We start from the raw sequence: 25,272 nt of genomic DNA, 5'->3' as shown, positions 1-25,272 counted from the left end.
ATAAGCCGACGAGCTCGGGCCCGTCGACTTATCCCCCGGCGGTCCTACTTCGTACCGCGCTCGCGCAAATAGTTCTCAAGTATTTGCAGGACGTCCGGCATATTCCGTCGTCCCAGGCCGATACGGACATGCGCGTTGCCGTGATCGAGCAGCGTGCTGGGAAGCAGAAGCACGCCTGTTCGCTCAAGGACTTCGGCACAGAAACGCTCAGCGCCTCCGCGCCTCAGACGCGGGAAGGCAACCGTCCCTGCCGACGGCCGGCGCCATTCCAGAATCTCGTGATGCCGTGCGAAGAAAGTATCGAGCACGGCGAGGTTGTTTCTGATGATCGACATATTGCGTTCGATCAACGCAGTGGTGTTACGCACCGCGATGGCCGCAAGATACTCGCTGGGCGCGCTATTGCTGATGGTCAGGTAGTCCTTGAACGCGCTCATGCCCGCGAGCACATCGCGATCCCTGGTGGCGACCCAACCCACGCGAAGGCCGGCCAATCCATGCGACTTCGATAGCGCCCCCAGCGATATCGCCTTCTCATACAGATCGCACGCCGCAGGCAAACGCTCGGCGGTCTCATGCTCGAGCCCTCGATAGACTTCATCGCTGAAGAGCCACAAGCCGCGTTGCCGGGCGAAGTCGACGACCGCATCGAACTTCTCCCGATCAGGCAGATAACCGGTCGGATTGTGCGGAGCGCAGATCAGCACGGCCTTCGTTTCCGGGCGGACGAGCTTTTCCAGTTCGTCGGGATCCAGCGCCCAATTCTCAGATTCTCGTGCTAGCCACGGCGACACCGACACACCAATCGCTTCAGCGATCGAATAGTGTGACTGGTAACCAGGCATGTGGACGATCAGATGATCGCCAGCCTTGAGCATGGAGTTGACGAACGAGAAGATCGCTTCCTGAGCGCCGGTGTGCACAATCAGATTGTCGATATCGATTGATTCGTACAACGTCGCAAGTTCTCGCCGAAGCTCAGGCGCACCCGGATATTCGGTGTATCCCAACCATGTGCGGCCCAGACCTTCCATCGATCCCGGCTCGAACGCAAGCAGGTCCGCGATCGACAGGGATTCCGGGTCGGAACTGCACATCAAATAACGAGCAGTGAATTCGTGAGCGGCGAAATAACGCTCGAGTTGAAATGGAACTGGATTCATGATTTTTTGCGTAAGACTGAAGCGATGAGCCGACCGGCTGGACTGGCGATACCAACAGGCGTAGTCTGCCCCTCGTCTTCACATAAAAGAAGCTAACTTTCCTAATGCGAGTTAAATTTTACTAATGTTAGATTACGCCTTGCTCGATGCCCTCGGAGCGGTCGTTCGCCTCGGCTCGTTCGATCGCGCCGCGCGCGAACTCAACGTGACTCCATCGGCAGTTTCACAGCGAGTGAAACTGCTGGAGGAAAGAGTCGGAAGCGTGTTGGTCAAGCGCGGCCAGCCGTGTATTGCCACGCCGCCAGGCGCGCTGCTTTGCCGCCACATCGAACGCGTGCAGCGCCTCGAAACCGAACTCGGCGGCCAGTTACCGACCCTGCCGGGCATGCTTGCCGAGTCGTGGCCTACCTTGCGCGTGGCGGTCAACGACGACAGCGTCGGCACCTGGTTCATCGATGCGATCTCCGGCTTCTGCGCCGAACGGGAAATGCTGCTCGACCTGGTTATCGAAGATCAGGAATACACGGCGCAGCAACTCCGCGAAGGCAGCGTACAAGGCGCCGTCACCACCCAGGCCGAGCCGGTGCAGGGTTGTCGCTCGACCAAGCTCGGACGCATGCGATATCTGCCTGTCTGCTCACCTGCGTTCTTCGATCGTCACTTCACCGCAGGGGTCACGCGCGATGCACTGCGCCACGCGCCACGCGTCGACTTCACCCCGAAGGATCAGATGCAGAAGCGCTTCATGCGACGCATCACACGCGCGGAACTTGATCCGCCACGGCACCTCATTCCGCACGTAGCGGGTTTTGTGCGCGCGTGTCTTTCCGGAATGGGCTGGGGCATGTGTCCCACGCAGACGATCGGATCGATGCTCATATCCGGCGAGCTGGTTGAAATGGTGCCGGGTACACATATCGACGTCGATCTGTATTGGCAAAGCTGGCGGCTCTCCATCGGCTGGCTCGATGACTTCAGGGCCATGCTCCAGCAGCGCGCGACAGCGTTTCTCGACTGACTGACTCGCTGATCACGTCATGGCGCCTTTGCATCGGTTCACGTAAAAGCGCGATGCAGTCAGGCCATCTATCATGTCTCTCAACTGCGAAGGGCTCGCGCCGACGAGCTGGCGGCATCCAGGGAGGATGGCTGACATGAAAAAGCTCATCAACGACGTCGCCGAGGTCGTGCCCGAGATGCTGAACGGACTCGCCGCGCGCAATCCGGGCTTGTCGTTGCTGCAGGGCAGCATGATCATCGTGCGCGCCGATGCCGAGGCGGCAGCGGCGCGCGACGATTAAGCAATTAAAAAGGAGACGATAAAAATGGATCTGAATCTACGCGGCAAGGTGGCGGTATTGACGGGCGCGAGCGTGGGCATCGGGCTGGCTGTGGCTGAAGCATTCGCTGCGGAAGGCGCGAACCTGCTGCTCGCCGCACGACAGGAAGAGCGGCTGACCGAAGCTGCTACGCGCATCGCGCGGGAGTTTGGCGTGACGGCTGTGGCGGTCGCTTGCGACGTCGCTACGGCTGCTGGCGTCGACAAGATCGTTGCTGCTGCGAGCGCGAATTTCGGCGGCGCCGATATCCTCTTCAACAACGCCGGCACGGGCAGCAACGAAACCATCATGGAGGCGCCCGATGAGAAGTGGCAGTCCTACTGGGACCTTCATGTGATGGCCGCCGTGCGCCTCGCGCGCGGTCTTGTACCCTTGATGAAAGCACGTGGCGGTGGCGCGATCCTGAACAACGCGTCGATCTGCGCGACGCAGCCGCTCGGCTACGAGCCCATCTACAACGTGACAAAAGCTGCGTTGATGATGTTGTCGAAGAATCTGGCAAGTGAGCTCATCAAGGACAACATCCGCGTCAACACAATCAATCCAGGGCTTGTGCTGACGCCCGACTGGATCAAGACGGCCAAGGAACTGACGCGCGATTCGGGAGGCGACTGGGAAGCCCATTTGCAACACGTCGCCGACGAACACGCGCCTATCCGCCGCTTCGCCACGCCTGCCGAGCTCGCAAGCTTTATAGTCTTCCTGTGTTCGGAGCGTGCGAGTTATAGCGTGGGATCGACTTATTTCGTCGATGGCGGAATGCTGAAGACTGTGTGAAGTTCGCGGCCTCTGCAATCAGCCGTCTTTGCGGCTTACCGGCAACGCATTCGCCCGCCTGATCTCGCGAATGAGCGCGCTATGGTCGAGATCGCCGTCGCCGTGATCGACCATGGAAGCGAACAGCGCGTCCACGATGTGCCCCACCGGTAGCTCCAGTCCGAGAGACCGTGCCCGCGCCAATGCGGTGCGCGTGTCCTTCAACTGATACTTCGCGGCGCCGCCGGGCGCGAACGTTTCGTCGATCATGCGTTGCCCGTGCATGCGCAGGATGGGCGAATCGGCGAACCCGCCAGCAAGGGCTTCGATGACCTTTGCCGGATCCGCGCCGCCGCGTTCCGCGAACAGCAACGCCTCGGCAACGGTAGCAATGGTGCTTGCCACAATCAGCTGATTCGCGAGCTTCGTCTGCTGCCCTGTTCCAACGGGGCCGACGCGCACCGGACGGCCCATCGCGCCGAGTAATTCGCGGGCGGACTCGAAGGTGTCGGGGTCGCCGCCTGCCATGATTGCAAGCGTTCCATCGATGGCTCCTCGCTGGCCGCCCGACACCGGCGCGTCGATATATCGAACGCCGCGCTGCGCGCTTATTCGCGCCTGTTCGACAGAGGTCTCCACGGGGATCGAGCTCATCACGATCAACGTTGCGTCGGGTGCGAGCGCCGACAAGACGGCCTTATCGTGGAATAGCACGGCGTCGCAAGTCGGACCGTCGCTCAGCATGCAGATCAGCGTGTTCGCGCCTTGGGCGGCTTCTGCGGGCGTATCGCAGGCTGTTGCCCCTTTTTCTGCCAGCGCGGAGGTCTTCTCCTTCGAGCGGTTCCAGACCCGCACGCGATACCCGGCCGCGAGCAGATTACGCGCCATCGGCTCGCCCATCAGGCCGGTACCCAGAAATGCAATCACCTCGTTCTTCATGCGTCACCTCGCTGTTCGGTAGTCACTATCGGCATGGTCGCCGATCCCGCACGACGCAGCAACAGCAGCGCGATTCGCGCTGCTTAGAAAGCTTCAACGCGCTTCGACGCGCTTCAGCTTGTCGCGCACAAAGCTATGGATAACTTCGGCATAAGTCATTGAACGCCTGTGGGCGGAATCTTGATAACTCCGGGGTTGTGCGCAAAGCGTGCGAAGTTATCCTTCGGCCGCCCGCGCCTTCCACATTTGATACGTGAGTTACCTGTCCGCTAGAGCGTTGATCCGATGCAAGATAAAGTGCTTATCCACAGAACCGGGCGATGCTTGTTAACTATTACTATGTATACATATCACTTAATTAAAAAACTAAAGGATGCATATGCGTAGCGGATGGAGCCTGCCGCTTTTCGATGCATTGCTTCCTCCACCCTCAAGCGCCAATCCGGTAGAAGGCGATGGCGTTCTGCGAGAAGACTCTTCCGATCGCGAGGTCATCGTAGTCCGCCAATGCGCCGAGCACCGTTTCGACGATCACGCCAAAACTCGCGCTGATCGATGAAACGGGCAAGTTACTTGCGAACATCGCCCGCTCCGTGCCGAAGACCTCAACTGCATCGCGAATCACGCGGCGGTTGCTTTGATCGTCCCATCGGCCGCCCGCGAGACCGAACTCGGAGAGCTTGATGAACACGTTCGGGTGTGCGGCGAGCGCCGCCAGACCCCGTCGCCACCGCGATAGCCCCTCGTCGGAGCGATCCCACGGCAGACCGGTGTGATTAATCGCGATTCGGATGCGCGGGAAGGCAGCGGCAACTTCCGCCGCTTCCGCAAGATGCCAGAACGGTACGCGCAGATCCCACGAAAAGCCGTATCGTTCAAGCGCCGACAATCCTTCAAGCCAAAGGGGATCCTGCATCGTGCCCGCCTGGCCTCGGACGCTTTCCTGTGGTGAACGTGCGGTCACGGGTTTCGACCGGATGCCACGCACCTCGGGATAGCGAGCGTGGGACGCCAGAATATCGTCCCGGTCAGCCTGTATGAACGACACGTGCGGTACGACAACGGATGGCAACCCTGTCCTGTTCCGTACCTCGTGCAACCAGTGTGTTTCGTCGACCTGCTCAGTTCGCGAGCGCTCCGCCTCCACGTGCACGCTCGCGATCACGTTGTAGCCCGACGTGTCGCGCAGGTATTCCGGTGACAGATAGTTGCGACGCAAAGTTTGATACTCACCAAGGAAGAATGCTGCTCCCTGATACTCGTCCTGCAGCCATGGGTAGTGGCCTGCCGCGAGATCCCACAGGTGATGATGAGCGTCGACGATGGCCAGCTTTGTCCGCTCGCGCAGTGAAGGCAAGGTATGCATGATCGTCTACAGATCGCACTTTTTGGGCAGCGTGATTGCGATCGCCCCCGCGAGCACGAGTGCGGCTGCAAGGCTATAGACACCGATGCTCGCGTCGTATTTCTGAATCAGCACGCCAACCAGATAGGGGCCGCAGAAGCCACCAAGATTGCCGAGGGCGTTAATCGCGCCGCGCGCACCACCCGCCACTTCCGCGCTGAAGAGCTTTGGTGGAATGGTCCAGAATACGCCGGCTGCCGCTTGAAGAAAGACGCCGCTGCCGATCAGGAAACAATACGAAACCCAGGGACTGCTCTGAAACCGGACGGAACAGAACATGCAGAGCGCAAACGCGAGGATCGGCCCGACAACGAAAACCTTGCGCCGGCCCAACCGGTCCGAAAGATTCGATACCGCCAGCATGCCGATCATGGTCCCGACATACGGAAGAACAGCGAGCATGCCGACTTTGCCCATGCCGCCGTGCATCAGATTTTTCAGGATCGTCGGTAGCCAGAGGGTGTAGCCGTAGATGCCCATCTGATAGAAGAAATTCAGCCCGATCAGCCGCCACATCACACCATCGCGGAACACCTGGCCGAGAGACGCGCTTTTCGCCCTCGTCTGGCTCACCCGTTCCTGCTCGGCCCGGAGCTCGCGAAGGATATGTTCCCGCTCGGCTTCGGAGATCCATTTCGCGTCGGCGGGGCGATCACTCGCAAGGTTCCACCACGCGAGCAGAAACACCAGCGACAGGACGCCCTCGATGATGAACAAATAGCGCCAGCTCAGCGTCGCAATCAGGAAACCCGACAGCGGCGCGGTGATGATCCCCGCTATCGGTACGAAGAGAATCACGAGTGCGTTGGCGCGTCCGCGTTCCTTGTCCGGGAACCAGTTGCTCACCATGGTCAGCACGACGGGCAGCATGCCGCCTTCGGAGACGCCCAGCAAAAAGCGCAGGACCAGCAGTTGCGTGTCGGTCCTGACAAAGCCGGTAAGCACGGAAAGCACCGCCCACGCCACCAGCGAGCCAGCGATGAATTTCTTTCCGCTCCCATGCACGGCAAGCCGCCCAGCCGGAATCTGCAGAAACAGGTAACCAATAAAGAAGATGCCTCCGGCCAGCCCGGCCATGCTCGAACTCATCCCGAGTTCGGCGCTCATCCCGCCAGGCATGGCGAAGCCGATGTTGACGCGGTCCATATATGAAATGATGCAAGCCATCAGGATCGGCGGAATGATCCGTAGCCAGCGCCTGGCGGGAATGCTCGCCTGCGCGTGTTGCACCGGTGCGGCACTGCTCAACGTATCCATTTTTGCCTCCTTCTCCGCGCCGTCCTGGTTGTTTGTTTCGGGACTGGCGACGCTGTCTGTCGAATTGTCGAGCTGCCGAACTACAGTGCGAGTATTGCGAGTCCGTCGGGCTCCTTGCCGGTCGAAAAACCGTGCCTCAGGGTCAAGCTCGACAGATCCAGGACTCCCACGCTGTTATCGTTCAATGCGACGTAGGCACTCTGCCCGTCCGGATGAATCGAGACAGCGATCGGCTTCGCCACCGTATCGACACGACCCAGCGCTTCGAGCGAGCGGGGATCGAAGACGCGAATGCTGCGCTCGCCGTAATTGACTACCAGCAGCCGGTTGTCCGGCGTGAGGTAGATGCGCGTCGGGTCTTCGCCCGTGCGCACCGTTCGCATGACCTTCATGCTCCCAGTGTCGATCATCGACAGGCTGTGGTCGTCGCGGCTTGCTACGAACAAGACCGTTTCATCGCGATTGAGACAGCAGCCTTCCGGACGCCCTCCCGCATTGACAGCGGCGGGCGGCACGCATGCATCGTAGGGATGCACGCGTGTCACCGTATGAGAGAGCAGGTTGCTGATGTATGCACGCTCGCCGTCCCGTGAGACGACGAAAAGATGGCTCTTGATGCCGCCCGCCGGGACAGCGCGGTCCGGCACTTGCCGCGCGTGCGGGTCTTCGAATACCAGAAGCGTATTGCCGTGCTCGCTCAGGGCGTACACGCGATTCCGCGTGTCGATCTGCAAGCCATGGATGCGTGAGTAAGGCTCGCAATCGAGTGTCAGCACGTGCTCGCCACGCGCGATGTCGATCACAAACACCTCGTGGCCGCCAGCGCCGGCGTGCGCGAAGGTCTGAACCCCATAGTGGCCGACATAGCCAAAACGGCCTTCTCGATCCACGACGAATTCGTGTGGATATTGCGGTAACGCAACGCTGAAGCGTTGTTGGCCGGTGGTGAGATCGTAGCCACTGAATGCGTGGCCGAATTTTTCTACCAGAACTGCGGTGAGTCTTGGTTGCATGCTGTCTCCTGACACTGCTTGGATATTGTTGTAATGGGCGCGGAACGGGGAAGATCAAAAACATTCGCCGATGACAGCGCCACCGATTGAGCGAAGTATCGGGAAATTCGACATGACCGGCCATTGAATAATTTGGATGCAGCGATTCCCTGCGGTTATCGCTCGCCACGCATGCACGGGCGCAACCTGCACGGCCGGTCTTGACCTGCTCCGACAACACGTGGACTCTCGGTATTTAACATATGTTGTAATTTATATTGATATGGCAACATATGGTTATCGGTGCTGCGAAGCGCTATTGATAACCAATGGAAAGACTGAGGAATGCCATGAACCGGTACACAATGCTCGCAGCCGCCGCGATGGCCGCTGTGTCCACGGGCGCCTTCGCGCAGGATGCTCAACCCACCTTGGCCAAGATCCAGGCCACCAATACGGTTGCAATCGGGCACCGGGAAACTTCGGTCCCCTTCTCCTACATCGATGCCAACAATGAGGTCATCGGTTTTTCGCAAGATATCTGCAACAAGGTGATCGATGCGGTGAAAGCGAAGATCAAGAAACCCGATCTCAAGGTGCGTTTCATCCCGGTCACGTCGCAGAATCGGATTGCGTTGGTGCAGAACGGCACGGTCGATCTTGAATGCGGCGTCACTACGAACCTGAAAGCGCGTCAGGCTCAGGTCGCCTTTTCCGACACCTTCTTTGTTGCGACGACTCGTCTGCTGACGCGCAAGGACTCGGGCATCAAGGACTTCCCAGACCTCGCCGGCAAGACGGTGGTCACCAATCAGGGAACAACGTCCGAGCGAATTCTCCGCAAGATGAACGAGGAGAAAAAGATGAACATGCAGATCATCAGCGCGAAGGACTATGGCGAGGGCCGTCTGACACTGGAAACCGGCCGTGCGGTCGCATACATGATGGACGATGTGCTTCTGGCTGGTACGCGCTCGCTGACGACCAATCCCTCGGACTATGTGCTGGTCGGCACGCCGCAGTCTTCCGAAGCCTATGGTTTCATGCTGAGAAAAGACGATCCGGAGTTCAAGAAGCTGGTGGATGACGCCATGAGCGAAGTCATGAAGGGACCGGAAATCAAAACCATGTACGCCAAGTGGTTCATGAAGCCGGTGCCGCCGAAAAACATCAGCTTTGATTTCCCGATGAGTGATGCCCTTCAAAAGCTGTACGCCAATCCGAACGACACCGCTTTCGAGTGAATATTCGTAGCGCGTAAAGAAGCCACCTTCGAGGTGAGGTGGCTTCTTTTATTTGGAGCGCGTTATTCCGGGAACGGTAATGTGGTCTGCCCTTCGGCGCGCATGCCGAACGTGTTCAGGGTCATCGCGACCAACGCGTAGTAACCGAGCAATCCGACCAGATTGATGACAACCGCATGCTCGAAGCGCGCAACGGCTGCTGCGAACGTCTTATCCGATACGCGCCTGGTTTCGTATAACTCCGTTGCGAATTCATAGATGAGCGCGTCGTCGGCGTCGTCGAACGTGGGACGCTCGCCTCGCTGAATGGCGTCGGCAACTGCCTTCGGAACCCCTGCGTCCAATGCGATGGGATAGTGGATGAACCACTCCCCTTGGGATTGCCAACGTGCGGCTGTGACGAGAATAGCCAGCTCGGACAAGCGCAGTGACAGACCCGTCTTGTATCGACAAAACGCGCCAAGCCGTTGAGCATGGTCCGCCAATTCCGGGCTGTGAATCCACCCGAGGAACGGACCGTTCAGGTTGCCGCGCGGACCGCTCAAGATACTTTGAAGAACGCTCTTCTGTTCGTCAGTAGCATGAGCGATGTCGAAATTTGGAAGACGATTGGTCATAGGTTATCCAGGGTTTAATTGTCACTCTTAACGGCGAGCGCGCCGATTGACGTCAATGCCCCGTCTATCGCGTCGGCAAGGCGTGCGCCGATCTCATCGATTTGTCTTGCCGTCGTGATGAACGGCGGAGCCAGAAGTACATGGTCGCCCGCCACGCCGTCGACCGTGCCGCCCATCGGATACACCATCAGTCCGCGCTTCATCGCTTCGCTCTTGATCACTGCGTGCAGTTTTTTGATCGGATCGAATGGCCGCTTTGACGCGCGGTCCTGAACCAGCTCGACACCGATAAACAAGCCTCGGCCACGAATATCGCCGATGAACGGATGCTTCGCATAATGCGCGCGAAGCAATCCACGAAGCTGCTCGCCTCTTGCCTGCACATTGTCCAGCAGCTTCTCGTCCGCGATGACGCGCTGGACTTCCAGCGCTGCCGCACAAGCCGTCGCGTGGCCAATGTAGGTATGCCCGTGCTGGAAGAAACCGGAGCCATCGACAATGGTGTTGTAGATCTCGTCACTGACCAGCGTCGCTCCAATCGCCTGATAGCCGGCGCCCAGGCCCTTCGCGATCGTCAGGAGGTCCGGAGCTACCCCGTCCTCGGCGCAGGCGTACAGGTGGCCGGTACGCCCCATTCCGGACATGATTTCGTCAAGGATCAGCAATACGCCGTACTGGTTGCACACCGCGCGAATTTTCTTGAAGTATTCGCGCACCGGCGGCACTGCGCCGGCCGTTGCGCCCACGACCGTCTCGGCGACGAACGCCGCAACCGTGTCGCCACCGAGCTCAAGAATCTTTGATTCGAGCTCGTCCGCTAATCGCTGCGCAAAAGCTTCCTCGGTTTCGTCGGCACGCTGCTCGCGATATGCGTAGCACGGACTCACATGGTGCGCTTCAATGAGGATAGGAAGAAAGGGCTCACGCCGCCACGCGTTTCCACCGATGGCAAGCGCTCCGAGCGTATTGCCGTGATAACTCTGGCGACGAGCGATGAAATGACGCCGCTGCCCCTGACCCTTTTCGACGAAATATTGCCGGGCGAGTTTGAGGGCGGCTTCTATCGCCTCGGAGCCGCCGGATGTGAAGTACACGTGCCCCAAGCCTGTGGGCGCGTCCGCGACCAAGCGGTCGGACAATTCTTCCGCGACGGTCGTCGAAAAGAAAGAAGTGTGAGCGTAGGGAAGCTGCTGAGCCTGCCGCTTGATGGCGTCGATGACCCGCTGATTGCTGTGGCCCAGACACGATACGGCGGCACCGCCCGACGCGTCGATGTAGCGCTTACCTTCCGAGTCGATGAGCTCGATTCCGTCGCCAGCGACTGCAATAGGGAGTTTGGCTCGCGGGGCGCGATGAAAAACGGTTGTCATTCCGACCTCGACGTTGATGACGACGCCCGGGCGCTCGTCTCTTGGAGAATAGGGTTCTGAGCCGGCGTTCGCCTTGTTGACGACGCCCTCCTCCAGCATGGAGGTCAGGTGACGACAACATCACGCCCAGTAACATGCGATGCGTTATTCTCCATCGTTACAACATATGTTGTCAACACGGATATTACCGGCTTTAGAACGCGTCGATGAATTCTTTATGGCTGGGAGAACCGGGCGCACGTTGACGCAACGGCGGGGGCTTTCCACCTCCGCGCGCTGCAACGCGGCTTACGACGAGTAAGCGCCCTTTGCATGGAGCGCGGATTCGGCTTCTTCCAGCAATTTGACGGCCGATCGCCCTTCGAGCGCAAGCAGATGCGCTACCAGCGACTCTACTATCGCCGACGCTGCGACGAGCGACGGAAAAAACGAGGGGCTTTCGTGCGAAAAGATGAGGACATGGTCGGCGTTAAGGGCCAGGGGTGACACGGCGCTGTCGGTGATGGCGACGAGCTTGCAGCCCTGCTCTTTTGCCGCTTGAGCGACCCGCACGGCTTCGGCTGAATATGGGGCGAAGCTTGTTACGACTGTGGCATGCCCTTTGGCCATACCGCGCAACTGCATTTCCAGCGTCCCGGCCTCGCCGTTGACCAAACTCACCGAGGACCTGAATAGCCGATAGCCGTAGACAAGGCTGAACGCGACCGGATAACACGAGCGGAATCCCGCAACGTGGACATGCGGCGCTTTGCGCAGCATCTTCGCGACCTCGACGATCTTCATGCCGTTCTGCGCGAACGTGACTTCGAGGTTGTGGCTTTGCGCGATCGCGAGTTCTTGATCCAATGACTCACCCGAGCCACCTTTGACTAGTGTGCGCGCTTTGGACGTGAGCGCTTCCGGCCGGGTACGAACGCGCGCGACGAAGATTTCCCGAAGCTCGTTCCAGCCAGGGAAACCCAGTTGCTGCGATAACCGCACGAGGGCCGCCGGTTGAACGTTGGCTCGTTCGGCGACCTTTCGCATTGAAAGAACCGCGACCTCGTCGGGGAAGTTCAGCAGGAACCCGGCGCCCGCCTGGAATTGCGGGCTGAGTTCGGGAAACTTCGCGCGTATCGATGCAACCAGGTCTTCGAAATTGGACGACACGAAACAAGCCTCGTAGGTTGACAACATTTGTAGTTTAACGAGGTTGCTGGAACGGAGGGCTGTTGTGGGAGGATGAAGGTCCGATGACCGTCGTTTCTCAGACGGTGTCAGCTTCTGCTTCCGGCCATATAACCTCGGAAACAGATAGTCGCCTTTGCGGCGTTGATCGGCGGCGATCAGATGCTCATGGTAAGCAGTCTGGCCGCGAGCGAAGCCGCGCATCGGAGACCATAATCCTTGCGTCAGTCCGAGGTCATGACGACTATTGTGGCGAGTTTTTGTGCGGAGAATTCAGCCAAAAAATCAATAAAATACAGATAGATAGCCGATTCATGGCGAATCTTATGGCGGATCTTTCGGCGTGAAGACCAACTGCGTTGGCGCGTCGCAACGCAAATAGGAAGTACTTGTGTCATCGGCTTTATCGGCCGCCTGACACAAGTACTTCCATTCGCCAACTCTTACGGACCGCGCGCTTGCTGCGACGCAACCAGATCCCCGCGAGCCGAGCAATGCTTACCAATTATTTCAAACCCTAAAGAGTTTGGCATGCCGGTCGTTAACACGTTGCGCTTGCCGCGCGAGAAACGACTGGTGACCGCGAACATCCGATAACCGATGCCAATTCGCGATGCGGTCGTGACCGACGGATATCCGGGATGTTCGTTAAGCAAGCTGATTCTTCGCAAACTTGAAAAGTCGACTTCCACCTTCCAAGGGGGCGTGCTCATATCAATCGACTTCGGTGTCTTCATGCCAAACATTGCTCGTTTGCTTCGTCTATTCCCAGCAGAGCTTGCGCTCGACGTGGGCACTGCCAATACACGTATTTATGTACGCGGATCGGGTCTGGTCCTGGACGAGGCATCCGTCATTTGCGTTCACCAACCGGATCCGCTAGTCGCTGGAGCAAGACCCACGCAATCGGTGGGAGCCAAGGCAAGGGAGATGCTTGAGCGTTTGCCGCGGCATATCGAAGCCATCTGTCCGATCCGGGGCGGTGTTATTTCGCATTTTGGGGCGAGTCAGGAAATGATCCGGCACTTCTTCGGTCTTGCACATCAAGGTCGGCGGCTTTCGGCGGCACCTCGAATCACGATCACCGTCCCAAGCGGCGCCACTCCGGTCGAGCGGCGCGCATTTAGAGAGGCGGTGCACGGGGCCGGTGCATCGCGCGTCTCGCTTCTGGCGCGGCCCATAGCTGCGGCACTCGGTGCCGGGCTTACGATTTCCGATGCGATTGGCTGCATGGTCGTCGACGTCGGTGCCGGGACGACGGAAATCGGCGTCATCGCTCTGGGTAACGTGGTGCATTGCCTGTCTGCACGAGTGGGAGGCAACAGCTTTGACGAGGCAATTATCAACTACGTCCGACGTACACATGGACTGCTTATTGGGGAACACACAGCACAAAAAGTGAAGATGGCGATCGGAGGCGCGATGCCCAGGGAGACGGAATGTCACGTGAAAATCACCGGGCGTCACTTGTCGGAAGGGGTGCCGCGGACCTCGCTGCTATCGAGCCACGAAGTGTTGGAGGCGCTTACCGATCCATTGGCAAAGATCGTCTCTTTGCTGAAAAAAGCGCTCGAGAGTACGCCTCCAGAGTTGGCGTCTGACATTGCCGACCGGGGCCTCATCCTTACGGGAGGAGGCGCCCTTTTGCATGATCTCGATCGCCGCCTTCGCGAGGAAACGGGTTTGCCTGTGGTCTTGGCGGATGCTCCGATGACATGTGTTGTGCGCGGCACGGGCATGGCAATGGAGACGCTTGCCACGCATTTCTTTGAGTGAAAGAAGCCCGTTGGAAAAGCGCGGCGAACGAGCAGATGATTTGTATCAGAAGCAGAACATAAACATAGAGGCGGATCCATGAATATGAGAATGTTTAAAACAATAATAATCGTTTCGAGTCTGGTTGCATCGGGTGCTCACGCACAGACTACGGGTCCTGTAGCATCCGACGCTGCAGACAAAACCGCAACGCCGTCGTCGTTGCCAGCGGCGGCTCTCACGATCGGAGATGTGCCGGTTGACCCTTCTGCGGGAACGGCTGCCATCTTTAAAGGTCTCGAGGAGCGCGGCAGTATTACCGGGCTTCGGTCATCAAGCTCGGGGGACTATCGCGCTGATCTGTCATTCTTCAAGGAAGGCCTGACTTACTACGTTGTACTTGCCCAGAACAATGCGTACTGGCGCGTGATCGCAACGGCAAGCAAGCAACGCGCTGAAGCGGTGTACGCGAGGTTTGTCGCACTCACCGTGCGACTGTCGAGCGAACAACGTCGACAGATCGAACTGGAGGCGACGAATGCCGCGACCGAGCGCTCGATGTTGCAGGCACAGCGGCAAATTCAACGGTTGCGGGCGGATTCCGATATCGCAAAAGCTCAGCAAGACGAAGTTACAACGCGACTGGAAGAAGTGTCTGAACAAGTGAAAGCGCTTCAATCCCGAAATCAGGATGCGCAGAATCAACTCACTCAAGCGACGCGTCAGGTTGCAGCGCTTCAGGCCTTGGTTGATTCGGACCTCCCCGGAAAACGACCGCCGCGGCACGGTAAGAAACGAAGCGCCCTCACTGCGAAAAGCGCTGCTCGCACGCATGCCGTACCCGGCACAGTTCCCTCCGCCAGTTAAGCTTCGACCGCTTCGGGCCACGATTCAAGGCGATTCCGGCAGACCTTGATCGCGCTACGGCTGGTCGGCCCGATCGGCGAAGTTATCGACTTTATTGCCGGGCAGTCGCACGTGCGGCTGCCCGAAGCAGTTGAGGATCAGGAGCGCAGGTTGAGGGAGGCTGACTCGGAGCCAATCGAAGGGGAATTGCGCCGCGTTGGGCAGCTGCGCAATGCTCTCTATAGCGCGATCATTGTCTTCGACTGCATCATCGATGGTCACACCCCGTTTGCGACCAAACACCACCAGTTCGTGACAATAAAGTTGAGAACTGCAGCCCCTGCGGTAGAAGGCTCGCGTCGATCTAAGTATCGCAACGTCTTGCTTTAGAGTTGCGAACAGCGCGGGTTCAATCTGCTCCATCTGCTTCCCTGAAACAATAAAGTTGAGAACAGGATACCGCAGGCTTGTGGCATACGAACGACCTGTGTCGAGTGGATCTGATTGTCGCTTCGCGACCCACCGGCGCCATTAGCGTCGAATCAGCAGATGACCGCTTCCAACGCAGGTTGAGACGGTGACAGTCGGCGCCGGCTAATTCGCCTTCTCGAACCGCACCACCGTCAGTAGTGGGGCCGTCCCCTTTTCGATAGTGCGACGCTCAGCTCAGTTTCGGCCAAATGTATCTCGTGGAGGCCGGAATAATCGGCCGACTTCTCCTAACGCCAGACCTAAAGGGCATAAGAGCGTTGCTGTAACGCCCTTACTCGCGTTTCCGCTTCGGAAATCTCGCTTTATCTTCTTTTGGTCTTAATGGACAATTTTTTATTATTAACGGTTATGACATATTACTGTCATATTTACTTAGGACAAACCTAACGACAAAAGAAAAATGGCTAAAACAACTATTGTGGCAACCATCGGGCCAGCATCTGACAACCGTTCAACCCTGTTGGCTTTACACCGTGCGGGCATGACCGTCGCACGGCTAAACGGGTCACATAGCAGTCTGGACTGGCATAAAGCCACCATTGCTCTTATCCGGGAAACGCTTCCCGAACTACCGATCCTCTTAGATATACCCGGACGCAAAATCCGAACAATTCAACTGCGCGTGGAACCCTCATTTCACGTTGGTGATCGTGTGATCCTCACGACCGACCTGTCCCACGACGGTAGCGAGAAAGTACCTGTTAACTACGATCAATTTCATTCGAAAATTCGTGTAGGAGTACGTATCTATGCGGATGATGGCACGCTGTCGTTCCTAGTCGAGGAAGTGAGTGGGAGGGACGTAAAAGTTGTCGCCGAAACGGCGGGAACACTCAAAAGCCGGAAGGGGATTAACGTTCCAGAGATCGACCTTGGGCAAGAATTGGTAACGCTACGCGATCGAGAGATGATCACGTTCGCCAAGAGCACCGGAGTCGATTTTGTTGGCATTAGTTTTGTAGAGTCTTCCCAGCACGTAGAAGCGATTCGTAGCCTCATCGATGCTGCCACGCCTCAAATCGTAGCCAAGGTCGAAAACCAGGGTGGACTCGACCATCTTGATGAGATTGCCAAGGCAACGGACATCATCATGATCGATCGTGGTGATCTTTCGGTTGAAACCAGCATCGACCACGTATCGATCTATCAAAAAAAGATCATCTCTCAGGCCCAACAATATGGAAAACCTGTAATCGTCGCGACCGAACTGCTTCACAGCATGATCGAGAGTCCACTGCCGACCAAGGCCGAGATCAGCGACGTGACGAATTCGGTTATCGACGGTGCGTCTGCAGTAATGCTTTCTGGGGAGACGGCCGTCGGCAAATTTCCTGTAGAAGCCGTTGCTCGTCTGCGCAGCATCGTGACCTTGGCAGAAGCACACAGGCACGCGTCAGCTCCGGCACTCGCGAACACAGCTGCCAGCCATAACGACCTGCGAGCCGCAACGCAAGCACTGGCCCGCACTCTTCCCATCTCGAAGATCGTGGTGCTGTCGCGAACAGGCTATGCCGCACGGCTCGTCTCTATGGCACAAATTCAGCAGCCAATCATTGCAGTTGGCAACGACACGGCTCTTGTGCGCTCCTGGAACTTATTGCCCGGCACGGTCGGGGTCCATTTGCCGCATGTGAACATAATTGCTGACAGCGCGGGCACCATCGCACTCGAAGCATTGTGGATCTCTGGTCACATCACACAGAGCGACGTTGTCCTCGTAGTCCTGGCGACCACTAACGACGCCGACGCGTCACTGAGTTTTCTCCAGACCGTGCGCGTGGGCCAACTTGCAGAGCAACAAGCTTGGCCAATTGCTGAGCGACTGGAGGCGGCATAGCATGCACGACGTCTATCAGCTCTCGATAATCATCGCCTTGCTGGCGGTAGTCCAATCCATTTTTGGGATGGGCATCCTTGTGTTCGGTACTCCGACGTTGTTGCTCCTCGGATTCGACTTTACGACGGTGCTCGGCCTCTTGCTTCCTTCGTCGATGGCGATCTCCTCGATCCAGGTGTGGTCAGGGCGCAATCTTCCATTGCCGGCGCGAGAAAGGGTCAACATGAAGATCTGCGCGCTTATCGTCGTGGCGTCGCTGGCGATACTGATGTACACGAATCTTAAGGCACGGGCCGATATTCTTATCGGCCTCACTATGCTGAGCGCTGCGGTAATCCGCTACTCCCGACGACTGCAGACGCGTTTGCAGGGGTTCGTGCGGCGCCGAGGCCGCGCCTACGTGGGCGTGATGGGACTTGTCCACGGGCTAACCAACATGGGCGGCGCTTTGCTCGCCGTCTACGCGGTAAATGGCTACAGCGAGAAGGACCAGGTGCGCTTGGCCATCGCCCGCTACTACTTGATGTTTGGCGCCATCCAACTGTGCACGCTCGCAGTCCTGAGACGATCCGCATTGAGCTGGGAAGGTTTCGGAATCGCACCGATTGCGGTCATCGTTTACTTTTCAGTCGGCAACCTTCTATTCAAACGCGTGGGTGCACCGTTGTATGAACGCGCCATGACCGCGTTTATCGGTGCCTACGGTGCGGTTGTGTTGGTTAAGACGTTCATTTAACGGAGAGCGCCATGCAAAGTGTCTTTACAGCGCTCATCCCGATCTTTGCCCTCATTCTCTTGGGTTTTGTCCTTCGCCAACGACGAATGCTGGCCGATGAGTTTTGGCTACCGTGCGAAACGCTCAACTACTACTATATGTTTCCGGCGTTGATGTTCAGCCAGGTAGCGAAAGCGAACTTGACGCAGTTCCCGATTCGCCCCATAGCCATTGCGATTCTCGGAGCGGTCGGAACCGGCGCACTGGTGCTGTACGCTTGGCGCATCTGGAGCAAGCAATCGGGCGCAGTTTTTTCCTCTGTGATTCAAGGCGCACTGCGACCAAACACCTACGTGGGCGTCGCCGCAGCTGCGGCGATGTATGGAAGCGTTGGTCTGACATTGACGTCGATCAGCATTGCGGTCGCAATCCCGTTGCTTAACGTGGCATCGATCATCATTCTGATGCATTACGGGAGCGGCGGTGCCCCAACGAGCCGGCAAATCATTAGCGCGTTGCTGAAGAATCCCGTGATCATGGCGGTGTTGCTTGGCGCGCTCTTCAATGTCAGCGGTCTTGCACTGCCAAGCACCCTTTCGAACATTCTTTCAATTCTCGGAGCTGCTTCATTGCCATTGGGTCTCCTCGCCGTCGGTGCCGGGCTTGATATGAAAGCGGCAAAAGACGCCCGAGGGCCTGTTCTGCAGTCGTCGTTTATCAAACTATTGCTCGTCCCGCTGTTTACTCTCTGGATAGGTGTGAGTCTCGGAATCCACGGCCCGGCGCTGACGACAATCGTTTTGTTCAACTCGCTGCCATGCACCCCGTCCGCGTACATTATGGCGAAGCTATTAGGCGGGGATCACCGGTTATCGGCGGGAATCATTACCGTTCAGACGGCGCTGGCGGCAATCACTATGCCACTCGTGCTATTCATTTCGCATCGGTAAAACAGTGTGCTAACCGGTCCCGGCAAGGGACAAGGTGGCATGTCCTTTCGCTGTCGCTGCTGCGTTTAAAAGCAACGCGAGATTGTCTCGACCCAATTAAACCGTAATCAACAAAGGGGATCGCCCTGTCGTTGTACCTACCATCTAACTGCGTGCTTTTGTCGTAAATGATATGAACAAGAACTCTGACGGAACAGGACATGCGTCGCGCGCAAGTGTCGAAGGGTTAACCGAATTGGCAGCCTATTTAACCGATCTCGTGTCGCGCGGAACGTTAGATGCAAGCTTTGCCCACAGGCTTGTGCGAGAAGTGAGGACAGAGGCTGGCCCAAGTGAAGTCGACAACGAGCCGGGTTGGATCGAGCTGCAACATGCTTTAAGCTGTCTTGATGCGGAGGTAAACAAGGCAAGGGCCGATGGTTTTATTCGAGCACTAGCTAGGCTGCGCGAAGCTGACCAAATGCTAAAAGGAGGTTGATCAACGTCGCTCACCGGCCGGCTGCGATGGCCCATTCGTGCCTGTCTCTGAACGGCGACGGAGGATACGTCGCGGCGCTCCGACGTGGTTGGGAATGAAACACCGTTCGTCCGCGTCAACGAGGCCTCATTGACTTCACTCGCAAGCTCCGCTTTTTTCCCCAATTTAACCGGGCAAAGTTAAGGGAATATTTCACTTTCCGTCACTTGCGCCGATCTGCGCGTTCCACTCTCTTCGCGGAAAAATCGCTTAAATCCAAGGATAGGCTTTTCAGGAATCGTGGCAATGAGCAGCTTTGAACGGATCGGGGCATCCTGCCACGTAGGCAGAACAATCGTCAGTTTCGCACCCTGGCGGGCGACATTTCAAGCGGCTGCCGATAGCAATTGTCCTTGGCGGCATTGACTACCTCTGGAAGTCTTATGCCCGCGAGTATGGACGTCCGCAATGGGCCAATGAGCTGCCATTCCGTGCGGTTCGGTGACTGTCGCTTCATGGCCGGCCCCTGCCTTACAGAGACAGGAACGCGGCGATGACCAATGCAGCAGCTCCGACGATGGATGCCACAGCGCCGACCCAGTTTCCGAAATAGACAAGGCCACCCAGGCCGGCACCGCCTGAGGACAAACCTCGCTCGCCAGTCAGTGCGGCCAGCGGAGTGGAGACGCAAAACCCGTACGCCGACACAATGAACGCGATGACGATCACCCAGGCCAGCGCCGTCGAGACAGTCATTGAGGGCAGCAAGGCGGCCACAGCCAGCATCAACGTTGCGCCGATCGGCAGGCTCAGGTGCGCCACGCGCCAGGAGTTCACGATATTCGGTGGCGCACCGCGCTTGATTGCATTAGCGTAAGGGCCGCCGAGCAGCAAGCCGAAGAGAAGGACTATCGATCCGTGGAGTACAAGATGACGCGCGGCGGTGTGCATGCGGTTCAAGACGGCGTGTAGCGGGCCGGTGGCCGCGCAAGAATTTAGAAGGGAAGTCCTATTGTGGTGCCACTTGTCTCAGTCTTTTGCTAGTGCGTCGTCAGATCCTTTGTTCGCGACATCGAAAACATTCAATATCACTTGTGCGTTAATTAGATACGCAACAACGCCCCTGATTATCGATGATTCCGGGTGCCGCGTCGACTGACCGTAACTGGCCGGACCCGGTCCGATGGCGAACGGCGGGAGTCAACCCTGAACGACCTTCATGGTCTCCAGCGGCGGTCCGTCGCGAAACGCAGATCGCATCCCGCATAGGGGCGATTCTTCAACGAACTCACTGCCGGAAGTGCCTGAAAAAGCTACGAATGTCGGCCGCGAGGAGTTCAGGTTCTTCCATTGCCGCGAAATGGCCACCACGCGGCATGTCGGTCCATTGCGCGACATTGAACGTTCGTTCCAGCCATACGCGTGGCGGGTGGTTAATCTCTTTCGGAAAGTGCGCAAAGCCGACCGGCGGTAATACACGTTGTCCAGTGGCGAAGCGCATGGGTTGAAGCCTGTTTTCCCAGTACATTTGAATTGCTGTACCAATGCTCTGGGTGTACCAGTAGAGCGATAAGTTGGTGAGCAGCTCATCTTTTGAAAATCTGCGCTCGATAACGCCCTCGCAATCGCTCCACGCGCGAAACTTCTCGCTGATCCACGCAGCCAGCCCCGCCGGCGAGTCGTTAAGCGACGCGGCTAACGTCCTCGGCCTCGTGCTGTGCATATGCGCATAACCGCCCTCGAGCGCAGCCCACTCACCCTTCTCTCGAAGGAAGTTTTGTTCTGCGACGGTAAGCGGCGAATCAGCGGCGTCGATTGCGGGTGCGTACGATCCCGGCAGAAAGTTGAGATGAATTCCATCGACTACCTGTGAGTGCTGCAAGGCGAGCGCGACCGACACCCCCGCGCCCAGGTCACCACCCTGAGCGCCAAATCGCTCGTACCCAAGACCTCGCATCAGCGATGCCCACAGATCGGCGACCTGAAACGCGGAAGTGCCAGGGGTGGCAGGCGCCGGCGAAAACGCAAAGCCCGGCAGTGAAGGAATAACGACGTCGAAGGCATCGTTCGGGTCCGCACCGAATGCAGCCGGGTCGCACAACCGATCAGCCAACGCATGAAATTCGAAGAACGATCCGGGCCAACCATGCGTGATGACCACCGGATAGGGCCGGGGTCCAACGCCACGCCGATGAACGAAGTGCACGCGCTGACCGTTCACGTCGGCCATGAATTGAGGTTGCTGGTTCAGACCGCGTTCCGCAGCCCGCCAATCAAAACTGTCGGCCCAGTACTTCACCAATTCGCGCAACCATGTGGTGTCTGTGCCTTGTTGCCACGACTCGGACGGAGTCGTGGATGCCCACCGGCTGTCGCGCAAACGCCGGCGCAAGTCGTCGATCTCAACATCGGACACGGAAATCTGAAATGGTTCGATATTCATAGCACCTCCTCTGGAAGGGTGCAGTCGATTCTCCACGATCTAACTGGCGGCGTCGAACGCCCACAATTGGCCGGGCTTGGTCTGATGACGAAGTTCCGTAGACCCGGAGCCGTCATTCGGGGCATCATGTCGGCAACGGCCGCTTTCCAGTTCCGAATGGACATCCGTCCGCATTACATGGCCGCTGTGACTTTGCCGTGATGTGCCGTTATTTGAACTTGACGAGATCCTTGAAGATCAGTTCAGCCCAGGTATTGCCCCTGGCCTGGACGAGCGAGCCGCCATCCTTGAGCGGCCCTAGCGCAATCGGCGCGAAACCGAGTTGTTCGGCCAGAACCGCGACCGGCGCCACCGCATTTTCGTCATCGCTCGACAAAAACACGACGCGGCTGCCGCTTTTCACGCTCGGATCAGCGGCCAGAACGGCAGCGGGCAGGTGGTTAAAGCCCTTTACGAACCTGGCGCCGGTAAACGCTTTGGCGACAACTGCGGACGACGGCTGACCTTCCAGCTCTTCAACCGGAACACCGAAAGCATTTGTCGTGTCGATGATCGTCTTGCCCTGCCAGGTTGTGATCTGCTTCGCGACTTCGCGATGTTCCCAAAACGGAACCGCCAGGAAGATCGTGTCGGACGCGATTGCATCCTGCAGCGTCCTGGGGACAACGGTGGGGCCGATCGCTCGTGCCTGCTGCATGAACCTCTCGGGAGGGCACCGGCTGGCGACGGTCACATCGATGTTCTTTCTTGCAAACGCTCGGGCGAGTGCCTGGCCTACCGCGCCAAATCCAATAATCGAATAGCTCATGCGAACCCTCCATTCAGGGGACGTTTTGATCAACCACGGGCCCATGTCAATTGGTAACCAGTCGCGCGGGACCGTTGCCCGCGTTAGGCGGTTCGCTGCGCGCGATGCGCCCCGCGAGCCACGGCAGACACGCGGAGCCGAGCGCCATCACCGCCGTTTGCAGCGACGGCAGCGCGAGCAGACGTGACAATACCCGCTGGACAATCACCGAAATCAATCCCGTTTATTGATAAGGATTCCATATTTATCGACACAACTCGGATCATCTTCGTCAAGTTGACAGGGCCCCCACGCGCTTTTCGGCGCGATTTCAGATGGCCGAGGTGCCGCCGTCGACATACAACTCCACCCCATTCACGAAGCTCGAATCGTCTGAAGCAAGAAACAGCGCGACCGTCGCAATTTCCTCAGGATGACCCATCTTTCCCCGCGGGACCAGGGATTCGAAGTACCGCTTCGTCTCCTCGTCGAAAAGTTGCTCCTGAATCGGTGTGGCGATCTGCCCCGGGCTCAGCACGTTCACCCGGATATTCCTGCCCTTGAGTTCGTTGAGCCACGCGCGTGCGAATGAGTGCAACGCCGCCTTGCTCGCCGCATACACGCTGAAACCAGGAAAACCTTTCACCGAAGCAATTGACCCGGTCATGAAGATCGATCCGCCATCGTTGAACAGCGGCAACGCCTTCTGAACCGTAAACAGCGTGCCGCGCGCATTCAGGCCGAAGGCCGCATCGAAGTGCTGCTCGGTAATCTCGCCCAGTGGGACGGCTTCGCCCGTGCCGGCGCTCGCGAACAGGATGTCGATCTTGCCCTTTTCCCGCTTGACTGTATCGAACAGGCGGTCGAGGTCGTCGAGATTGGCCGCGTCGCCGCGCACGCCGGTCACGTTCCGGCCAATCAGCTTGACGGCCTCGTCGAGCGCCTCCTGCCTCCGGCCCGTGATGAAACATAGGCGCCTTCTTCAACGAACCGCTCGGCGCTCGCCAGCGCCATGCCGCTCGATCCACCCGTGATGACTGCAACCTTACCCTCAAGCTTTCCCATGACATCTCCTTTCGTGGTGTCGGACAGCGTCTCTGTTCCCATTTGCACAAATGCGCTGTATCTTATGGATCACTGATCCAGATCCCGATTGAAATATATGGATCACTGATCCATTTGTTAAGAAAATCCATGCGAGCCGACGCCAGAAAAAATTACAGCCATCTCCTTGCAGTCGCGCGTGACGTCGTCACCGAACATGGTGCCGATGCGTCCATGCGAGATATCGCCCGCCGGGCCGATGTCGGGTTGGCCACACTGTTGCGCCATTTCCCGACGCGAGAAGCCTTGTTCGATGCGTTGCTGCGTACGAATCTGGACGCACTGACGCAGAAGGCAGGCGAACTCGAAACGTCGAATCCACCTGACGAATCGCTCGTGTCCTGGTTTCGCGAAGGGGTGGCATTCGTTCACAGCTATAGCGGCGTTGTTGCCTTGATGGCGAGCGCCCACGCGGACCCGGACTCCGCGCTTTACGCTTCATGTACAGCGGTACACTCAGCGGGCGCGCGACTACTGCTCCGTGCTCAGGCTGAGGGAACGGCGCGCGCCGATATGGATGGGCTCGACCTGTTCGCCCTGATGTCGGCGCTCGGCTGGCTCGTCGACCAACCCTCGTTCGCGCCACGGGCCGATCATCTCTTTCACGTTATCGCGAGCGCCATCCTGACAAATCGGTCGAGCGACGATGTCAAGAAGGCGACGTAGCAGAGTGCGGCTGGTCGAGTCGGGAATTTTGAGCGGCTGTTGACGAAGGCGATGAGACGTTGAAGCGGCTGAGCTGTCGTACTGCCCAGCGATCGCACATGGCCGCACTCTGCCTTCTGCCGTCGGCTCACTTCGACCCACCACAGCCATAAAGACGAGACGGATGAGCGTCCGCTTCCTGTGGGAAATGCGCCCTCGATCAACGATGTCCGTCAGAGGAATCGCCCACGCATTTAGAGAATGCTTACCTTGGCGGATAACGCTTACGCGGCAAGGGGACAACACGCTTGGATGCGACTGACGAGTCTTGAGCACCGCCCCTCAATTCGGCGTTCGTCTGGCGAAGGATTTTGACGGCAGAGGTTAAGGCGAGTATCGACATGATTGCGGCGATGGCCAGATCCGGCCATCCTGCTCCTGTTCCGAACACGCCCAATGCGGCCAAAAGAACGGCGACATTCCCTAATGCGTCATTGCGCGTGCAAAGCCAGACGCTGCGCATGTTGCTATCGCCGTCGCGGTAGGTGAACAGAAGCAGCGCAACAACGCAGTTTGCGATGAACGCGCTCAAACCGACGATACCCATCGTTGGTGCGCTGGGCACAACTTCTGAGGTCAGATTCCAGATCGCAAGGCCAATCACCCAAACGCCAAACGCCCCCATCGAAAACGCTTTGATCCGCGACGCGTTAGCGCGCACGGTTACGCTCAACCCAAGCACCAGAAGACTGATACCGTAGTTCGCGGCGTCGCCCAAAAAGTCTAACGAGTCGGCCAGCAACGACACGGAACCGCCGCGCATACCGGACAGGACCTCGACGACAAACATCGCTAAGTTGATCGCAAGGGCAACCCAGAGTATTCCCCGATACCGACCCCGACGGGCACTCGACTGCCCTTCACAGTGATTACAGCAGCCTCCAGCCATGGTCCATCCGACACGAGATTGGTCAAAGTAATATGCTGAACC

The 25,272-nt window shown here is 58.0% G+C and carries 25 protein-coding genes and 1 pseudogene; 11 read left to right on the top strand and 15 right to left on the bottom strand.

Features of this window, described 5'->3' with window-relative positions; translation table 11 throughout:
* Positions 1-44: 44 nt before the first annotated feature.
* Entirely contained in the window at positions 45-1,163 is a 1,119-nt protein-coding gene (locus M0D69_RS09750; protein WP_301781820.1) for an aminotransferase class I/II-fold pyridoxal phosphate-dependent enzyme, read from the bottom strand.
* Between the two features lie 124 nt (positions 1,164-1,287).
* Here M0D69_RS09750 and M0D69_RS09745 point away from each other — a divergent pair, with 124 nt between their 5' ends.
* From M0D69_RS09745 to M0D69_RS09735, 3 genes are all read left to right on the top strand, one after another.
* Positions 1,288-2,181 carry a LysR family transcriptional regulator ArgP gene (locus tag M0D69_RS09745; protein WP_301781819.1) on the top strand — a complete coding sequence of 298 codons (894 nt, stop codon included), beginning with the start codon at positions 1,288-1,290 and terminating at the stop codon, positions 2,179-2,181.
* Positions 2,182-2,317: 136 nt separating this feature from the next.
* Positions 2,318-2,464 (top strand): hypothetical protein, encoded by a 147-nt coding sequence (locus M0D69_RS09740; RefSeq protein WP_301781818.1) that lies wholly within the window; start codon positions 2,318-2,320, stop codon positions 2,462-2,464.
* Between the two features lie 24 nt (positions 2,465-2,488).
* Positions 2,489-3,280, top strand: coding sequence for an SDR family NAD(P)-dependent oxidoreductase (locus M0D69_RS09735; RefSeq protein ID WP_301781817.1), 792 nt, complete (start codon positions 2,489-2,491; stop codon positions 3,278-3,280).
* Between the two features lie 18 nt (positions 3,281-3,298).
* Here the strand turns inward: M0D69_RS09735 and M0D69_RS09730 are convergent, their stop codons facing one another.
* The 4 genes from M0D69_RS09730 to M0D69_RS09715 form a co-directional block, all read right to left on the bottom strand.
* Positions 3,299-4,198, bottom strand: a complete 900-nt coding sequence (locus M0D69_RS09730) for an NAD(P)-dependent oxidoreductase (protein WP_301781816.1) — start codon at positions 4,196-4,198, stop codon at positions 3,299-3,301.
* Between the two features lie 430 nt (positions 4,199-4,628).
* The gene (locus M0D69_RS09725) at positions 4,629-5,564 is read right to left on the bottom strand and encodes an amidohydrolase (protein ID WP_301781815.1); all 936 of its coding nucleotides are present in this window, start codon (positions 5,562-5,564) and stop codon (positions 4,629-4,631) included.
* A gap of 6 nt (positions 5,565-5,570) precedes the next feature.
* Positions 5,571-6,860: an MFS transporter gene (locus tag M0D69_RS09720; RefSeq protein WP_301781814.1), complete on the bottom strand. Its 1,290-nt coding sequence runs from the start codon at positions 6,858-6,860 to the stop codon at positions 5,571-5,573.
* 80 nt (positions 6,861-6,940) lie between these two features.
* Positions 6,941-7,873 carry a YncE family protein gene (locus M0D69_RS09715; RefSeq protein WP_301781813.1) on the bottom strand — a complete coding sequence of 311 codons (933 nt, stop codon included), beginning with the start codon at positions 7,871-7,873 and terminating at the stop codon, positions 6,941-6,943.
* A 329-nt stretch (positions 7,874-8,202) separates the two neighbouring features.
* Here M0D69_RS09715 and M0D69_RS09710 point away from each other — a divergent pair, with 329 nt between their 5' ends.
* A complete protein-coding gene (locus tag M0D69_RS09710) occupies positions 8,203-9,096 on the top strand; it encodes a glutamate/aspartate ABC transporter substrate-binding protein (protein WP_301781812.1) in 894 nt (297 codons plus the stop codon).
* A gap of 62 nt (positions 9,097-9,158) precedes the next feature.
* Here M0D69_RS09710 and M0D69_RS09705 read toward each other — a convergent pair whose 3' ends face one another.
* The 3 genes from M0D69_RS09705 to M0D69_RS09695 all read right to left on the bottom strand — a co-directional run bounded on the left by M0D69_RS09705 (position 9,159) and on the right by M0D69_RS09695 (position 12,232).
* A complete protein-coding gene (locus tag M0D69_RS09705) occupies positions 9,159-9,713 on the bottom strand; it encodes a carboxymuconolactone decarboxylase family protein (RefSeq protein WP_301781811.1) in 555 nt (184 codons plus the stop codon).
* A 14-nt stretch (positions 9,714-9,727) separates the two neighbouring features.
* Positions 9,728-11,083 carry an aspartate aminotransferase family protein gene (locus tag M0D69_RS09700; RefSeq protein ID WP_301781810.1) on the bottom strand — a complete coding sequence of 452 codons (1,356 nt, stop codon included), beginning with the start codon at positions 11,081-11,083 and terminating at the stop codon, positions 9,728-9,730.
* Between the two features lie 288 nt (positions 11,084-11,371).
* Complete coding sequence (locus M0D69_RS09695) at positions 11,372-12,232, bottom strand: MurR/RpiR family transcriptional regulator (RefSeq protein ID WP_301781809.1); 861 nt, start codon at positions 12,230-12,232, stop codon at positions 11,372-11,374.
* 753 nt (positions 12,233-12,985) lie between these two features.
* Between M0D69_RS09695 and M0D69_RS09690 the strand changes: the two genes are divergently transcribed.
* Entirely contained in the window at positions 12,986-14,026 is a 1,041-nt protein-coding gene (locus tag M0D69_RS09690) for a rod shape-determining protein (RefSeq protein WP_301781924.1), read from the top strand.
* Between the two features lie 90 nt (positions 14,027-14,116).
* Positions 14,117-14,872 carry a DUF2968 domain-containing protein gene (locus M0D69_RS09685; RefSeq protein WP_301781808.1) on the top strand — a complete coding sequence of 252 codons (756 nt, stop codon included), beginning with the start codon at positions 14,117-14,119 and terminating at the stop codon, positions 14,870-14,872.
* 54 nt (positions 14,873-14,926) lie between these two features.
* Here the strand turns inward: M0D69_RS09685 and M0D69_RS09680 are convergent, their stop codons facing one another.
* Positions 14,927-15,274, bottom strand: coding sequence for a hypothetical protein (locus tag M0D69_RS09680; RefSeq protein WP_301781807.1), 348 nt, complete (start codon positions 15,272-15,274; stop codon positions 14,927-14,929).
* Between the two features lie 469 nt (positions 15,275-15,743).
* Here M0D69_RS09680 and pyk point away from each other — a divergent pair, with 469 nt between their 5' ends.
* The 4 genes from pyk to M0D69_RS09660 all read left to right on the top strand — a co-directional run bounded on the left by pyk (position 15,744) and on the right by M0D69_RS09660 (position 19,323).
* Positions 15,744-17,180, top strand: a complete 1,437-nt coding sequence (pyk, locus tag M0D69_RS09675) for a pyruvate kinase (RefSeq protein ID WP_301781806.1) — start codon at positions 15,744-15,746, stop codon at positions 17,178-17,180.
* Between the two features lies 1 nt (position 17,181).
* The gene (locus tag M0D69_RS09670) at positions 17,182-17,916 is read left to right on the top strand and encodes a TSUP family transporter (RefSeq protein ID WP_301781805.1); all 735 of its coding nucleotides are present in this window, start codon (positions 17,182-17,184) and stop codon (positions 17,914-17,916) included.
* 11 nt (positions 17,917-17,927) lie between these two features.
* On the top strand, positions 17,928-18,845 hold the full coding sequence (locus M0D69_RS09665) for an AEC family transporter (RefSeq protein WP_301781804.1): 918 nt from the start codon (positions 17,928-17,930) through the stop codon (positions 18,843-18,845).
* A gap of 172 nt (positions 18,846-19,017) precedes the next feature.
* Positions 19,018-19,323: a hypothetical protein gene (locus M0D69_RS09660; protein WP_301781803.1), complete on the top strand. Its 306-nt coding sequence runs from the start codon at positions 19,018-19,020 to the stop codon at positions 19,321-19,323.
* 510 nt (positions 19,324-19,833) lie between these two features.
* On the opposite strand, the gene M0D69_RS09655 is transcribed toward M0D69_RS09660, so the two are convergent.
* From M0D69_RS09655 to M0D69_RS09635, 5 genes and pseudogenes are all read right to left on the bottom strand, one after another.
* Positions 19,834-20,253 carry a hypothetical protein gene (locus M0D69_RS09655; RefSeq protein WP_047845111.1) on the bottom strand — a complete coding sequence of 140 codons (420 nt, stop codon included), beginning with the start codon at positions 20,251-20,253 and terminating at the stop codon, positions 19,834-19,836.
* 337 nt (positions 20,254-20,590) lie between these two features.
* A complete protein-coding gene (locus M0D69_RS09650; protein WP_301781802.1) occupies positions 20,591-21,745 on the bottom strand; it encodes an epoxide hydrolase family protein in 1,155 nt (384 codons plus the stop codon).
* Positions 21,746-21,953: 208 nt separating this feature from the next.
* Positions 21,954-22,553 (bottom strand): NADPH-dependent F420 reductase, encoded by a 600-nt coding sequence (locus M0D69_RS09645; RefSeq protein WP_301781801.1) that lies wholly within the window; start codon positions 22,551-22,553, stop codon positions 21,954-21,956.
* 46 nt (positions 22,554-22,599) lie between these two features.
* Positions 22,600-22,743: a hypothetical protein gene (locus M0D69_RS09640; protein WP_301781800.1), complete on the bottom strand. Its 144-nt coding sequence runs from the start codon at positions 22,741-22,743 to the stop codon at positions 22,600-22,602.
* A gap of 120 nt (positions 22,744-22,863) precedes the next feature.
* A pseudogene (locus M0D69_RS09635) lies at positions 22,864-23,597 on the bottom strand (SDR family NAD(P)-dependent oxidoreductase).
* A gap of 129 nt (positions 23,598-23,726) precedes the next feature.
* Between M0D69_RS09635 and M0D69_RS09630 the strand changes: the two are divergent.
* Positions 23,727-24,302 carry a TetR/AcrR family transcriptional regulator gene (locus tag M0D69_RS09630; protein ID WP_301781799.1) on the top strand — a complete coding sequence of 192 codons (576 nt, stop codon included), beginning with the start codon at positions 23,727-23,729 and terminating at the stop codon, positions 24,300-24,302.
* Positions 24,303-24,546: 244 nt separating this feature from the next.
* Here the strand turns inward: M0D69_RS09630 and M0D69_RS09625 are convergent, their stop codons facing one another.
* Complete coding sequence (locus tag M0D69_RS09625) at positions 24,547-25,230, bottom strand: cation transporter (RefSeq protein WP_301781798.1); 684 nt, start codon at positions 25,228-25,230, stop codon at positions 24,547-24,549.
* Positions 25,231-25,272 lie beyond the last annotated feature (42 nt).

Source organism: Caballeronia sp. SEWSISQ10-4 2 (assembly GCF_030464885.1).
Classification (GTDB): domain Bacteria; phylum Pseudomonadota; class Gammaproteobacteria; order Burkholderiales; family Burkholderiaceae; genus Caballeronia.
Note: the sequence above shows the minus strand (reverse complement) of the source record. Positions and strands in the feature narration are given on the sequence as shown.